Source organism: Cryobacterium sp. M25 (genome assembly GCF_002929635.1).
Lineage (GTDB): Bacteria > Actinomycetota > Actinomycetes > Actinomycetales > Microbacteriaceae > Cryobacterium > Cryobacterium sandaracinum.
In genome coordinates this window covers 1-14,226 of record NZ_PJJU01000050.1, presented here as the reverse complement: position 1 = coordinate 14,226, position 14,226 = coordinate 1, and the positions used below count along the sequence as shown (strand labels likewise).

General features: G+C 62.8%; 14 protein-coding genes. 6 read left to right on the top strand and 8 right to left on the bottom strand.

The window, feature by feature from the left end; genetic code table 11:
* Positions 1 to 51: 51 nt before the first annotated feature.
* The gene (locus CXY81_RS07600; protein ID WP_104171222.1) at positions 52 to 261 is read left to right on the top strand and encodes a DUF2945 domain-containing protein; all 210 of its coding nucleotides are present in this window, start codon (positions 52 to 54) and stop codon (positions 259 to 261) included.
* Between the two features lie 139 nt (positions 262 to 400).
* Here CXY81_RS07600 and CXY81_RS07595 read toward each other — a convergent pair whose 3' ends face one another.
* Entirely contained in the window at positions 401 to 1,042 is a 642-nt protein-coding gene (locus CXY81_RS07595; RefSeq protein WP_104194473.1) for a DNA-3-methyladenine glycosylase, read from the bottom strand.
* Between the two features lie 116 nt (positions 1,043 to 1,158).
* Here CXY81_RS07595 and CXY81_RS17470 point away from each other — a divergent pair, with 116 nt between their 5' ends.
* The 3 genes from CXY81_RS17470 (at position 1,159) to CXY81_RS07580 (ending at position 2,650) form a co-directional block, all read left to right on the top strand.
* On the top strand, positions 1,159 to 1,602 hold the full coding sequence (locus CXY81_RS17470; RefSeq protein ID WP_104194472.1) for an FUSC family protein: 444 nt from the start codon (positions 1,159 to 1,161) through the stop codon (positions 1,600 to 1,602).
* Between the two features lie 98 nt (positions 1,603 to 1,700).
* Positions 1,701 to 2,117, top strand: coding sequence for a hypothetical protein (locus CXY81_RS16065; RefSeq protein WP_146067647.1), 417 nt, complete (start codon positions 1,701 to 1,703; stop codon positions 2,115 to 2,117).
* 77 nt (positions 2,118 to 2,194) lie between these two features.
* The gene (locus CXY81_RS07580) at positions 2,195 to 2,650 is read left to right on the top strand and encodes an SRPBCC family protein (RefSeq protein WP_104194471.1); all 456 of its coding nucleotides are present in this window, start codon (positions 2,195 to 2,197) and stop codon (positions 2,648 to 2,650) included.
* Between the two features lie 104 nt (positions 2,651 to 2,754).
* On the opposite strand, the gene CXY81_RS07575 is transcribed toward CXY81_RS07580, so the two are convergent.
* From CXY81_RS07575 to CXY81_RS07550, 6 genes are all read right to left on the bottom strand, one after another.
* Positions 2,755 to 4,920: a DEAD/DEAH box helicase gene (locus CXY81_RS07575; protein WP_104194470.1), complete on the bottom strand. Its 2,166-nt coding sequence runs from the start codon at positions 4,918 to 4,920 to the stop codon at positions 2,755 to 2,757.
* Positions 4,921 to 5,560: 640 nt separating this feature from the next.
* Complete coding sequence (locus tag CXY81_RS07570) at positions 5,561 to 7,015, bottom strand: M1 family metallopeptidase (RefSeq protein ID WP_233194049.1); 1,455 nt, start codon at positions 7,013 to 7,015, stop codon at positions 5,561 to 5,563.
* A gap of 522 nt (positions 7,016 to 7,537) precedes the next feature.
* Positions 7,538 to 8,206 (bottom strand): GAP family protein, encoded by a 669-nt coding sequence (locus CXY81_RS07565; protein WP_104194469.1) that lies wholly within the window; start codon positions 8,204 to 8,206, stop codon positions 7,538 to 7,540.
* Positions 8,203 to 8,736, bottom strand: a complete 534-nt coding sequence (locus CXY81_RS07560) for a TetR/AcrR family transcriptional regulator (protein WP_104194468.1) — start codon at positions 8,734 to 8,736, stop codon at positions 8,203 to 8,205. The genes CXY81_RS07565 and CXY81_RS07560 overlap by 4 nt, the downstream gene beginning before the upstream one ends.
* Before the next feature lie 212 nt (positions 8,737 to 8,948).
* Positions 8,949 to 9,557 (bottom strand): hypothetical protein, encoded by a 609-nt coding sequence (locus tag CXY81_RS07555; protein WP_104194467.1) that lies wholly within the window; start codon positions 9,555 to 9,557, stop codon positions 8,949 to 8,951.
* Positions 9,544 to 10,110, bottom strand: a complete 567-nt coding sequence (locus CXY81_RS07550) for an RNA polymerase sigma factor (protein ID WP_104194466.1) — start codon at positions 10,108 to 10,110, stop codon at positions 9,544 to 9,546. Before CXY81_RS07550 ends, CXY81_RS07555 begins: the two co-directional genes overlap by 14 nt.
* A 231-nt stretch (positions 10,111 to 10,341) precedes the next feature.
* On the opposite strand from CXY81_RS07550, the gene CXY81_RS07545 reads away from it, so the two are divergent.
* The gene (locus tag CXY81_RS07545) at positions 10,342 to 11,100 is read left to right on the top strand and encodes a carbonic anhydrase (RefSeq protein ID WP_158252026.1); all 759 of its coding nucleotides are present in this window, start codon (positions 10,342 to 10,344) and stop codon (positions 11,098 to 11,100) included.
* A 325-nt stretch (positions 11,101 to 11,425) separates the two neighbouring features.
* On the opposite strand, the gene CXY81_RS07540 is transcribed toward CXY81_RS07545, so the two are convergent.
* Positions 11,426 to 12,802, bottom strand: a complete 1,377-nt coding sequence (locus CXY81_RS07540) for a serine hydrolase (protein WP_104194464.1) — start codon at positions 12,800 to 12,802, stop codon at positions 11,426 to 11,428.
* A gap of 413 nt (positions 12,803 to 13,215) precedes the next feature.
* Between CXY81_RS07540 and CXY81_RS16060 the strand changes: the two genes are divergently transcribed.
* Positions 13,216 to 14,226, top strand: a 1,011-nt coding sequence (locus CXY81_RS16060; RefSeq protein ID WP_199183013.1) for a hypothetical protein, incomplete at its 3' end; no start/stop codon positions are given.

The following is a 14,226-nucleotide window of genomic DNA, read 5'->3' as shown; positions in this document are numbered from 1 at the left end:
GCGAATACGCTCGAAAGATACAGCAGCATTATGGCAGTGGAAGGCATACCAATGACAAAAAAATACTCAGTCGGCGATCACGTGCGCTGGAACTCCGAGGCCGGCCATGTGCACGGCACCATCGCGAAAATTCATACGATAGACGTGGAATACAAAGGGCACACTCACCGCTGCAGTCCCGATGATCCGCAGTACGAGATCACGAGTGACACGACCGACCACGTGGCGATGCATAAGGGCGAGGCCCTGACAAAAATATAACCACCCGCGGCCACCAATGGATACAAACGGCGAGCGTGAGCACCTCTGTGACTGTCGGCAGTCTTGGAAAACGACCACGGATCAGATGGCGACGTTCGCGGAAACGGTGGGCACCCAGCAATGCGTCTCAGCGCCACGGTTACGGGCGGCCTGGTTTGTAGGTTGAGACGGATGCCGCATCAGCTAACCAGTATCGCCAGGGGAAATTCGTCGCATTGCCGCCGGGGCCGCTGACGCCAACGCGTGGTCCGGTTCGGTGGGGTAACACCAGGCCATCATCCGGAACGAAAAACTTCCACTGTCCGCCAAAAAGATCGTCACCGTCGTTTGCCAGGGTTGCCCCGAAGGTTTGGGCAACGCAGCCAGGGCCCCGCGCCAAACTGCTACTGGGAAGAGGAACTTTTCGTGGTTTGCTTTCTCGACGGCTGCGGGCAATGGCGGCACCTCCCATCACGTCTCCCGCCCTGATGAGACAACCGTATGGATGTCCTGGTTGTCCGGCGACGAGGTTCAGCGAGTGGTGCATTCCATAGGTGAAGTAGCAGTAGAGGTGCCCGGCGGGACCAAACATTGTCTTGTTCCGATTCGTCTTGCCCCGATAGGCGTGTGCGCCGGGGTCGCGTTCACCCGCGTACGCCTCGACCTCGGTAATTCGAATGGTCACAATTCCGTCGTCATCGGTGCGTTGAAGGATGCAGCCGAGAATTTCGGGTGCGACATTGAGCACCTCGCGGGCAAAGAACTCTCGGTTCGCTAGATGAAATCCATTCGGCAAAGTCACTTAGTTATCGTATGCATTCCTGGCGAACAACGCGCGAACGAGCGTTCAGAGCATCTCAGAAGTTGGTCTGCTCTCAACGTCACGCGAAATAATTTTTTGAATGAGCAGCGCAAGAGATGCAGCGGCATGAGACGGTGGCGTCGGTTCGTCGTCGTCTCCAACCTCCGCGATTTCTCCAGGTCATCAAGATCTCTGACGCTGTGGCGATTGCCTGGACACTGTCCCCTTTCCTCCCTGGAGAGGCTCAGGAATTGCGCTACTACGCGCCGCTGGGCGCACTTCTGAGCATGCACCCAACCCTCATGCGTTCGCTCCGCAGCGCTTTACAAACCCTCGCTGGGCTGGCCTTCGGAATCGCCCTCGCCGGGGCCGTGCTCATCCTGAGCGAGCCCAGCGTTTGGACGATCTCGCTGGTCATCGGCCTCGGCTCCCTTATCGGAGGCATGCGATGGCTTGGTGTGGGCGGAGGTCGAGCGGTTGACCAGTTTTTGAAGCACCCTCGCCACGCACCTCAGCGATATCGGCGTGGCCTTGGTCGAGAGTTGGCCTCCCGAGCGTGAACTCTGGGCGACCAGGGGCAGCGCACTCACCGACGCGGCGCAGAAATCTTGTTGTTGACTATGAGGACCTCGCGGCCCTGGAGAACGTCACCTTTCACGTGCGCAACCTGACCGAGGTTTTTGCGGGCATGATCTGGGGTAAACCGATTCCCCTTGAGCTGCCGCCCGGACTGCCTCCGGTTCTCAGCGATGCCCTGCACGCGGTCGCAGAAACCTTGCGTGCCACGAACGACGGCCCGCGTGATAGTGCACCCCTTGATGCCGCCGTAGCGGCAGCCGAGGCGATTCTGCACGGCATGCAAGAGTTGGGTGCCGGGGCGACGTCGCTCAGCCCCACGGCCGCGATCGTCATCGATCTGAAGTGTATTTTGGTCGCTCTTCGCCCTGGGACCGAGAGAGATTCTGAAGAGTCTCCCTCACCCGTCGTTCAGCCCGTCCCATCGCTTGTGCACGCTGCTGAGGTTCCGCGCACAGGAACCTTCTCGTTCCCGCGAGTTTTTCCTTACCCGGGTTGACCTTGGATTAGCCTTCGGTACTGTGAATGGGATTGCAGAAACTATTTCATCCGTCGAATTCGCATTAGGAGGTCATCATGCCCAACGCCATCGAGACTGTCGACGTCAACGTTCCCGTTACCGTCGCGTACAACCAGTGGACAAAATTCGAGGAGTTTCCAAAGTTTCTCAGTTTTGTTGAATCCGTCACGCAGGTGACCGACACTCTCACCGAGTGGAAGGTTAAAGTCGGTGGCGTGGAGCGCGAGTTTGAGGCTCGGATAACTGAGCAGCACCCTGACGAGCGTGTTGCCTGGAACAGCACCGGCGGCCAGGTTGACCACGCGGGAGTTGTCACGTTCCATAAGTTGGCCGCGAACGAGACACGGGTGACGGTACAGCTTGATTGGGAGGCGACAGGGCTGCTTGAGAAGGCTGGGGCCGCTCTCGGTATCGACGATCACGCCATTAAGAAAGACCTCACGAACTTTAAGGAGTTCATCGAGGCGAAGGGAACCTCCGACGGCGGATGGCGCGGAGATGTGAAGGCCTGACGCTGCCGGAAGACCAACCTCGGCAAGCGCTACTGGAAAGAATTGCCGATCAAGCGTATCCGTGAAGGCGACTCCGCACAGATCGGCAATACTGGCTGCGCTCATCAGGGCACTCGTCGCGAGGCCGATGCCAGGGGCCTAGCGTCGGCCTCGCCCGACGCGGTGAAGCCGAGCTTCGCGATGACACGCTGGCGTTTGCGGAACATTCGATCAAACACCGGTACCTCGGCGTCCCAGTAGTCGTGCACCTGTGACGTGGCAGGTCCGGGCTTTGTTGTCGCGGGGCGGGAGGCGCGGGAGATGCGACCGATTTGTTGCACGATCCGGCCTTTGAACGCCATCGGAACGGCGAGAAAGAGAGTGTCGAGGCTGGGCAGGTCAAAGCCTTCGCCGGCGATCTTGTCGATCGCCACGAGAATGAACGGATCGGAGGGGTCCCGGTCGGACATTTCGGTCCGGATCCGGCGCCGCTCCTTGGGGGCCAGCTTCCCGTGCAGGACGAAGACCGTAGCGGCTTCCATTTCCAAGAGCTCCGCGAGCCGAGCGACATGTTCAACTCGGGTCGAGAGAACGAGGCAGTTCCGTCCCGCTCGATACGCGGCGAGCACGTCTGCCGCTATGCGCTGGTTGCGCTCGACATCGTCTGCGAGTTCGGTGTAGACGGCCTGAATTTCGGTGCTGGTCGCGTCTGCTGCGCTGGACCTGAACGTTGTCTTATGCACGACCACTTCTTGTTCGAAGAGCGCCGTGTCTTCGATCGTGTGACGAATGGGCCCGCACTGCATCGTGATGATGTCGTCCATTTGGTCGGCACGGAACGGCGTCGCGGTCAGGCCGACCCATTGCCTCACGGCGACCTGTCGCACGGCGGCCTCAGTTGCCGCCGCGCCCAGGGAATGGCATTCATCGACAATAATCAACCCGTAGCGATTCAGGATTGTCGGATCCGCCGCGCGGTGGGCAATGCTCTGCAGCATGACAATGTCGATGACGTGGGTACGTTTGCGCCTACCGTTGCCCAGCTGCCCGATCTGGCGGGGATCAACGTCAAGGAACTGGCCGAGACGCTCGCGCCACTGTTCGACGAGTTCTGCGCGATTGACGATGACCGCCGTTGGCAGGCCGCGTTCGGCGATGAGAGCGCAGGCGATGACCGTCTTTCCCGAGCCTGGTGGTGCAACCAGTACACCCGTGTCGTACCGGTTCAGAACATCCACGGCTTCGCGTTGGGCGGCCGTCAACTGGCCTCGAAAAGTAAGGTCGATGGACTCCGAGGTCGGGATATCCCAAACGACGTCGATCGTGATCCCGGCTGTCGCCATCAGCTGTGTGACCGAATCTAGAAGACCACGGGGGAGGCGAAGTGTTGATTCGTCGTGTTCAAAGCAATACACGAACCGCGGTGTGCCGAATGTACTGAATCGCTGCGCCTGTCTGCGATAGAACTCGGGGTTTGTCAGCGACGCCGCGTGCTTGAGATCCGTGACGAGTACTGCTGGCAAGCCGAGAGTGGGAATCGAAACCACTGAGCTGACGGTTACCAGGACGGTGGCTGGCACCGAGGCGATGGCTGTTGCCTCAGGGCCGGGAGCGGACCCCGCGTTCCTCGAGGGCTTATGCGGACCTGTCTTGGCGTCGACTGGACCGGTGCGCAGGGGCTGGAGCGTGCTGACAGCCTCGGCCATCGACTCGGCATCGAGCGGCACAACGCCTGAGAGGAAAGCGAATTGGTCCTCGAATGGCATCCACGTGACGGAATCGACGAAGACCGTTGTCCCACGGCGCCGGCATGAACCCTGCAGGGGCAAGGCAATCAGGTTTCCGAGCCGCATTCTCCCGGGAGAACGGTGAGGCAAGAGGTCTTGAGATGGGAATAGGCGGTCGTAGCTCGTGAGGCTCATGCCGCTTCGGAACGACATGGCCTCCCGGAGCAGAGCCAGCCCCAGATTCCGAGCATTGTGGGCTGATATGGCTTGGGCAAAGAAGATCCAGACGTGGGCGCCCTCGCCCGAACGGGAGATCTCGGTGGCCGCGCTCACGCCATGGCGAGAACACGCCTGTGCGTATGCGGCGGCATCCGCCTTCCAGGTTCCGTCGTCGAAGTCGCACACCAACAACCGGCAGGTGTCGTCGTTCAGCATCGGGTAGAGACCGGCGTGCAGGCCCTCCGCGCCGGTGCGGCTTCCCACCAGATGTCGTTCGATGACCTCATCGGACAGTGGGAGAAGATCGGCGGTCGTGACGCCGTCGGTGTAGTAGCCGCCGCGCACCGCGGGGCTCCATCCGCTTTTTCCGGTCTTGCTGCTCGTCCACCGGGTCGCGTAGACATCTTCTCTTCCAACGAAGAGCGATCGGAAAAGTGCGATCTTGTCGGCAGCAGATGAATCGTGCCTGACACTAGCTTGAACCGACGGTCCCGGCCTCGAATCACCAATCGTGTCAACGCCGACCGAAAACACACCCTTGCATTGACCGCTTGAAACTGTCGGCACTATTGGCCCTGTTTTGGGTAGGCGTTGACGGGGTGGAGGAAAAGAGCAAGGCCTGCGGAGGAATACGAGTCCCGCGGTCACACGCACTATCCGCGCCCTGCTGGCTTTCGTAGACAGCCCACCAAAGGGCCGTTCGCGAAACTCTTTACGAAACGATCCGGTCAAAATATAAAGAAATCGCACCTGAGGCTTCTCAGGAACGATTTCTGGTTTGAGTGGATCTTGCGGTTTTTTGTGGCTGCGAGTTCTTCTTCAGCGCCGTAGCTCCGGCTGTTTTTCTGTTTTCACCTGCGTCGGATGGTCTCGAACGCTGTGTGTTTCACCTTGTCCGGGCGCATGAAGTCAGTCGGGCTCGATTGCTCGGGGCACACCGTGCCGTGAACCTTCGGGTTCTCCTTGCCGGGGACTGCGCTGGTGGCTAGGGCATTGCCGGGCGGTCGCCTTCGCGCAACCAGTCGTCGAAGAAAGTCTGGAGTTGCTGGCCTGAGCTCTCTTCCATTACGGCTTCGAAGTCCGCAGTGGTCGCATTCGAGTCGTTGTACTCAGTCAGCCACAAGCGGGCGCCGGCGAAGAACGCGTCGTCACCGATCTTCGCGCGCAATACGTACAGGGTAGCCGCGCCCCGCAGATAGACCGGATTCGCGAAGAGGCTGTCGCGACCCGGGTCTGCGATGTTGAGTGCCCAGCCGTCGTTTGCGTCCAGGTATGCCACCGTGTCGGCGAACTGATTGGAAATTGATGCGGTGCCCTGATGTTCTGCCCACAGCCACTCGATATAGGTCGCCCAGCCTTCGTTCAGCCAGATGTCCTTCCAATCAGACGGGGTCACAGAGTTGCCGAACCACTGGTGCCCCAGTTCGTGCACCACTGTGTTTTCGTCCGCGACCTCGGAGTACACCGGGCGGGTCTGAGTCTCCAGGGCGTAGTCGACCGAGTCGTCGTCGACAATGGCGCCGAACGACTCGAACGGGTATCGCCCGAATTGGGCCTCCAGAAAGGTGATCATCTGGGGCTGCAGCGCGAGTGCCGCCGCCGTTTCTGCAAGGGGCGCGCCCGTCACTCCATCGTCGATCGCATTGATGATCGGCAGACCGTCCGGACTTACGTCGCGGGACAAGGCGTAGTCGCCTACGCTTGCCGTCGACAGGTAGCTGGACATCGGGTCGGATGCCCGCCACGTCCATGTTGTCCAGCCGGCCTTCGTCTTGGGCGCCCCGGCGGGCAGCCCGTTCGCCACAGCTGTCTTACCGGCCGGCACCGTGATGCGGAACCTGTAAGTTGCCTTGTCTTCCGGGTCGTCGTTCACGGGGTACCAGGTCGCCGCTCCATCGGGCTCGTTGACCACCATCGCGCCATCAGCAGTGGTGACCCACCCGTAGAAGGCCCCGGTGGTGTCTAGTGGCCGCCCGGTGATCCCGCCATACTCAATGACGATGGTCGTCGTTTGTCCTGCTTTGAGCTTCGGCCGCAGCCCAACGGTGAGTTCCCAGTATCGGTTTGCATCGTCCTGCTTCTGTGACCACTCGGCGCTGTCTTTGCCTTGCGCTTTCCCGTGCGCCGCCACCTTGCCGTCCACTCGGACCGACGAGACGTCGAGGCCGCGTAAGTCGAAGTTAAGCGACTGCAGATCCTGCTTCGCGCGGAGTGTGATGGTCGCGACGCCGCTGAGGCGGCCTGTGAGGACCGTGGGTTCCGTCGGCGGCATGTAGCGAAGGGCAAGGTCGTAGTGCTGGACGTCGTACCCTCCGTTGCCGGCGTTGGGGAAGTACGCGTCACCGCTTCCGGCCGCGCCGGCCGTAGAGAGCGCCCCGTCCTTCCCAAGGGAGACCTGCGCCGTCTCACTGAATGCGCCAGACGTGACCGTTGTCGGCACGATTGCGACCGCTGGAGCTAACGTCGCCCTGGCGTCGGACGCGTTGGGGGTTACTACTGTTCCGGTTCCGCAGGAGGCCAGAGCGAACACGGATAACCCCGCGAGTGCGACGGTTGTGAGCCTTCTCAATGAATCCAAGGGACATCCCCTTTGTTGGGAGTGAGGTCGAATATGGACTGGCTGGACTGGAGAAAAGCGTGAAGACGATGGTTAAATTCAGGGAATCCACAACTTAGTGCCCATCTCCGGCAACATCAACCGCGCTCATGGAATTGGCGCAGCAAGCACAGTGCACCCGGCATCGTTGCTCCCGCGAGTGGATGTCCGTGGGATCGTGACGCGGGCTCGTCGCGTTGGTTGCCTACGTCGGTGAGTATGCGACTTGAGTCGGCGGCCACTTCCATGCGGTTACGGCAATGGCGATGAGAAGTACCACTTCGATGAAGCTACCGAGGAGGTAGTAGACCCATGAGTCGCGAATGGCCAGACAGGATGAAGACCCAGAGAGAAGGGCGGTCGATGTTAGCTGAGAGCCCAGAGAGGCAGGGTCCCGACGAAGAGACCAAGGGTCATGAGCGCGATCGCCGACGGATGTGACGCTGGGACGTCTCCGGTTCCGAGTCTGTTGGTGATGCGGGCCAGGAGCGCATGGGTTCGTTGGCGAGAGAGCAGGCCGATGACTAGGAGCACTAGGCAGGGTAAGCAGTAGATGACCGTATACCCGGCGAGCACTAGGAGCGCTTCACCTGTGCTGGCTTGCGCGTCGAGGAGCCTTTCGATAGCGATGAAGTAGGGGAACGCGTTGGGCAGATCGGCGGCGGTGAGTAGTGCACCGAAAGGGAAAGCAGTCCACGGGGTGAACCAGGCGGGCAGTTCGATGGCTTTGCAGGGTCGGGTTCGGAAGCGTCGAACGCCAGCGATAACCACCGCGGCTCCCGCTGCCCCGAAGGCGACATAGCGCAGCGCGAGCACAATGCCGCCGACGGCGCCTGCGGCTGCGCTAGCGCCGAGAAACAGTGCTGCACCCGCCACGAACACGGTTGTGGCCGCGCCGAGAATGGTCACCAGTGCCGTTAGTCCGGGCCGACTGGGTGCAACAAGCAGGATGAGTGTGACGGCGACGATGGTCGCCGGATTGAAGGCGTCGAGGGCCGCTAGGCCGGCAATCGCGCCCAGTAGCGCTCCACTCATTGTCTTGACGCACCACCGGGTCGAGGGATCAGGGCGTCGAGGAGTGCGTCGAGTTGTGCGGGGGTGGGGGCAGGCTCGATGCCGGCGATCACGTTGGCTGCGAGTCCGTCACCGACGAGGCGGATCACCCGTGCGTGTGTGACGTCGCCCGTTTCCTTCTGAATCATGGCCTCCCACCGAGAGCCGGCTTCCTGCGCGGCGGTAGCGACGTCATCACCCGGCGACTCGACCGCCCTGTGCGCGACCGCTAAAGCTCGGAACAGAGCCACATCATCACCCGTCGGCACGGAAAGCCTGAGCCAGGCTTCCGCCGCCCGGCCCTCCATCGACGCCGCAAGCATCGCTACGTCGAGCTCCTCCAACGCCCCGATGGCCAAGCCCTGAACAAGAGCCGCGCGCGAAGGAAAATGATGGATCAGTCCGCCCTTCGACACCCCCGCAGCACTCGCGGTGCTGTTCAAGGACGGCACAACACCGCGCTCGAGAGTGAGGTTTCGGGCTGCGCTGAGAATAAGTGACCGACGATCCATGGGTCCAGCCTACACGGAAACCGACCGGTCGGTCTGACGCGGTTATTGATCGGCCAGGAGATTATCCCGGCGCAGCAGTGAGTCACGATCGCATCCGGCAAACTCGTTCTCTTCCGGGGCGCGCCACATCGGTCGCACTGACCGCCGCGGGGTCCGAAACCAGATGTGACGATTCCGGCACCGGTCCCGTCATCCGCTCTCGCGGGCGTGGATCAGCCAGGGAACGCCGCGTCGTAGACCGCGCGGAGCTCGGCGCTGTCGGCCCCGGTGACGCCGCAGCCGGTGATCGTTCCATCGACTGCGCCGACGAGGTAGCTCTGGCCGACCACGAAGGGCACGCCCGAGAAGTCGGAGGTCAGCGCGTCGACCTGCGTTACCTCCACGTGGTCGGCGACGTCGCCAGCGAAGCGCTCCCTGACCTCCAGCAGAACGGTGTCGCCCTGGATCTGCAGCACCGTCGCGGCGAACGCCTGCTCCTGCGCCGCGACGGTCGCTGGCTCGAGCCCGAGGCAGCTGCCGCTCGCGAGGCCTCCGCCCAGGGGAGGCTGCAACGCCTCGACGGTGGGCTCCGGGCCGCCGACGACGAGGGGCACGACGATTGCGGCGGCGATGGCGAGGCCGGAGGCGATGCCGACCACCGGCATCCACCGCCGCAAGGCGCGTCGCGGCGCCGTGGGGGTGACGGTCGTGGTGATAGGGGATTGGTCGGTCATGAGCTGCTCCATTCTGTGGTCGAGCCATGTCGGCGAGGCAGGGGGCAGCGTGCGGGCCGGATCGGCGGCACGCAGCTGATCGCGCAGCGCACGGTCATCGTCGTGCATCTTCGCTCCCTTCGTCGTACGGTACATGTCCGGTCGGGTCGCCGGATTTCAGTAGCTCCTGCCTGAGGCGCGCCTTCGCACGGTGCAGGCGGATCGCCGCTGCGTTCGCGCTGATGCCGAGCACGACGGCAATCTGCGGGCTCTTCAGCTCGTCCCATGCCCACAGCCGCAGGATCTCCGCGTCGTTTCGACGCAGGCCGGCGAGGGCGGTGGTCACGCGGGCCGTCTCGGCGGCGCCATCGACGGTGGATGCTGCGGGGTTCTCGTCCGCAGCGGCCGGCGGCGGGTCGATGGCAATGATGCGGCCGATGAGACGGATGCGCCGACGCTCGGCGCGTTGAGCGTTGCTGAGGCACTGTCGAGCCACGACGATCGCCCAGGGGAGTGCGTCGTCGGGCACCTCGTCGAGGCGGCGCCAGCACACCAGCAGGGTGTCGCCGATCACGTCGTCGGCCGTCGCGGCGTCGGTGCGGCGGTGCAAATAGCGGCGCACAGGGTCGACGACGAGCACGACGAGGTTACGCATCCGCTTCTCGCGCTCGGTGTCGGTCACAACTCTCATACTGAGGGATGTCCGGCAGGGGCGCGGGGATTTCAGGCGAGGTGCTTTCGCACTGCAGGGGATCGGCGATGACCGTAGACCGGGTGCAGCGAGAGGATAATTCGGGAAGGCGGCTCTGTCACAAGAGTGGTCACGCCACATGTTCGGTGTGGCGTTTTTCTATGCCGTTTTCCAGGAGGTCCCACGTCCGCACGACCCTGGCTCATCACATCCGCTCTCACGGTGGCCGCCATCACCCTTGTCGGCTGCGCCCAGCCCTCGACGGAGTCGAGCAAGCCACCGGTGGCGGAGCCGGTGCACTGGTCGTACGACGGCGCGAGCGGCCCGGCATCGTGGGCGGAGCTGGACCTCGGCTTCGCGGCCTGCGGCGTGGGCACCGCCCAATCCCCGATCGATCTGCCGGCGACCGTGCCCGCACCGAGCTCGGTCATCCAGCTGAGCGCGGAGGACGCGGAGGCCGATGTGTTCGACACCGGACACGCGGTGGAGTTCGAGGCCGATGGCGAGGGCGAGACCCTGACTATCGCCGGCGACGAGTACAGTCTGCAGCAGATGCACGCCCACGTGCCGTCGGAGCACACCGTGAACGGCCAGCCGGCGGCGGCCGAGCTGCACCTGATGCACGCGGATGCGGCAGGCAAGCCACTGGTTCTGGGCATCCTCGTGACCGAGGGGCAAACATCCGGCGTCCTGGCGCCGTTCATCGACGCGGCCACGCATTTGGCTGACGACGAGGACGTGACAATGGATATCGCGGCCGTGCTGCCGCGGACGCTGGACAACTACGAGTACTCGGGCAGCCTGACCACTCCGCCGTGCACCGAGGATGTGCAGTGGGTCGTGATGAGCACGCCGATCTCGATGTCGGCGGAGCAGCTCGGCACGCTCGAAGGAGCGCACAGTCAGAATGCGCGGCCGACGCAGCCGCTGGGGGACCGGGATGTGGTTGGCGGATCCGCGAAGCTCGGGATCGAGGGGTAGCGGCCGGGTCGTTCCGGGCCAGCGCGCCGGGGCTTCCGGGCCCCGGAACCCATTAGTGGCGATTGTGGGCAGGCTGAAGTTCGCCAGCAGCAAGGCTTCACTGGAAGGCCTCGCATCCGCCGCCAAAGTCCGATGGAACTCGACACCGCTAGGTTTGCGGCATGGACGAAATTTTAGTCCGCGACAAAATCGTTTATGTCTGTGATCCAGCCCTTCGCGCCTATCTGCGCGGATTCATACCGAACGCCGTGTAGTTGGCCGTGTCTCCTCGCGATCGCCATCATGCGAGGCACGTTCTGGCACGGAACCACGGGGATCTGAGCAGCTACCGGCTGACTAGGTGAGTCCGCGGAAGCTCCCCGAACGCGACGCTCTGATCGACATCCAGGGTCAACGCGTCATCCCGAAACTCGAGCGTGTACGCGCGCGAGAATGGCGTGCCCACGTTGTGCGCCCGCACGACCAGAGTGCTGGGGGAGACCCACGCGCCGCTCGCCAGTACCCGGGCATCGGCGGATGCCACCCATTCGCCGTGGCCGAAGGCTAGCCGCCGGCCCACGCCGCCCCGGGTGATCGTGAGCAGTCCCGACTCGAAAGTTACCGCGGTCACCTCCGGATCGTCGAAGTTGAAGCGGATGCCCGCCACCCGCGGCGCAGTCGGTGACGTGGGCTCGCCGATGACGATCGGCAGGGTGAGGCCCGCCAGCGTTCCGGCGAGACCGGACGACACTTCGGGGAGCGGCTGGTCGCTGAATGCGGGCAGCAGGTGCTCCCAGACGAGGTCGAGGGCGCGCTGCGCGGTCGGGAGCGCCGCGGTCAGCACGACCACGGCATCCGTTTCTGGAAGCACGAGGCAGAACTGACCGAACGCTCCGTCCGCGCGGTAACCGGTCGGCCGGTTCCGCCAGAACTGGTAGCCGTAGCCCTGACGCCCGTCGACGTCGTGATCGGTGCCTGATGTGTCCACCTGCAGCGAGGTGGCCTCGTCGATCCACTCCGCCGGAACGAGTCGCGTGCCGTTCCACTCGCCGCGTTGCAGCAGCAACTGGCCGAAGGTCGCGAGCTGCTCGGTCGTGAGGGAGAGCCCCCAGCCGCCGGCGTCGATGCCGCGCGGGCAGGACTCCCACGTGGCGCCGACGATGCCGAGCGGGTCGAACAGTCGCGGGGTGAGGTAGTCGAACAGGCGCTCTCCGGTGAGCCGCTGCAGGATCGCCGAGAGCAGGTAGCTCGCGCCGCTGTTGTAGACGTAGTGGGTGCCCGGCGCGAACTCTAGAGGCTGGGCCAGGATGGTGCGCGCCCAGTTGTCGCCGTGCGAGTCGTCGGCGAGCGACACGGTGTCGGTCGGATGCCCCGTGGTCATGGTGAGCAGATGGCGCACGGTCAGCGCGGCCAGGTGCGGGTCGATCTGCTTGGGCAGGTCGTCTGGTAGCAGGTCGACGACGAGGTCGTCGAGCGTGAGCCGGCCCTCGCCGATGGCGAGCCCGACGGCGGTCGAGGTGAAGCTCTTGCTCACCGAGAACATGAGGTGCGGATGCTGCGCCGCAAAGGGATACCACCAGCCCTCCGCAATGACGCGACCGTGTCGAACGACCATCAGGCTGTGCAGGCTCTCGAGCAGTTGCTCCGCCGCGGCGACGAAATCGAGAATGGCGGTGGAGGAGATTCCCTCGGCTTCGGGGGTGCTTCGGGGGAGCAGGGTCATGGTCCAATTCTGCAGGGTCGAACGGATTCCGGTACTCGGGCTCGGACGGCTTGCTGAAGTTGCGCATCCAATCGACCCGGTCGAAAAAAGTCTTGAGATCGCTCGGAGGTTGGTTCAAGTTTGCCCCTGTTCACGCGCGTCGGATTGTCTTAAATGCTAAGCGAATCGCCCCCCTCGGGCAGTATGTGGCCCATACCGAGACCGTCGGGCCCGTAGCGGTGTTCCACCGGTCTCGTCGGATGCGATGTGTTTGGCTCAATCCGGCCTCCGCACAGTCCCTAACTGGGGTATGTACAGTCCGGACCCTCATTGACAGGATCTTCAAGATCTCGCCACCGACACCTAGCGGCGGCATGGTCTTGCTCGGAGAAACTTGCACCTTCGAGAAACCCGACTAGCTAAAGGCACCTGTCTTGATTCCTGTCAAATTTCGCGTTGGTGCGATCACGGCCCTGAGCGCCATTATTCTCGCTGTGTGCGTTTCACCCGCTTCTGCTGCTACTAATTCGCTAACGATCACCCCCACCGAGTGGAACGTCGTCGGGTTGGACAGCAACAGTGTTACGTCAGGGCCCAACCAGTTTTCGGTTGGTGCCAAGGTATGCAACGTAACCGGCACGGCGGTTAGCGGTGTTGACGTGGCATGGAATTGGACGACTGCCAATACCTACATCAATCTCGACAGCACTGCGACAAAAAGTGTTCCCGCTATCGCTGCCAATTCGTGCACGAAGCTATGGTGGACGGTCGAGATCACACGCAATGCGGCGGCCTACAACGCCAAACGTGGCTTCACGATTTCGGCTGCGGCCCCGGGAGTCACCACCGTGAGCACCCCGACGACACGCGAGATTTACGTTGAGAAGCTCGTCTCTCAATACCGCAACGCAGTGACCTCCGTGACAGGACCGACAAATGTTGTTGTCGGTCAGACAGTCAGCTACTCGCTGACGGGAAAGACTGCCACACAGGGTTACGAGCAGCTGTCCGCTGGGCCCTCACTTGACGGCACCATTTTTGAAATTCTGTCCGTGACTGGCACCTATACGCAGCCAGAAACAGGGGCCGGCGGTCCGCCGACCGCCGGTTTCTACGCCAACGCGTGCACATGGGACCCGGTTACGACAAGTGGGTCCTACAGGTCCTGTCTAGGGACGGGCAAGGCAGGCGGCAACTCGATCGTGGTCACGGTCACGGCCTTGGTAAAAGCTCCAGGGACCGGTCTTGTCAATGCAAACATCTACGACTATTCGGGCTCCTCGTACCACTACAACTCCGATCTCGGCACGTATACCAAGTCCGTCACCGCCACGAACCCGGTGGTCCAGTCTCCGCCGGTCGCCGTTGATGATGGGCCGTTTGCGGCGACTTCTGGGGTGGCCCGTACGGTTGATGTTCCGGCGAATGACACTGATGTTGATGGC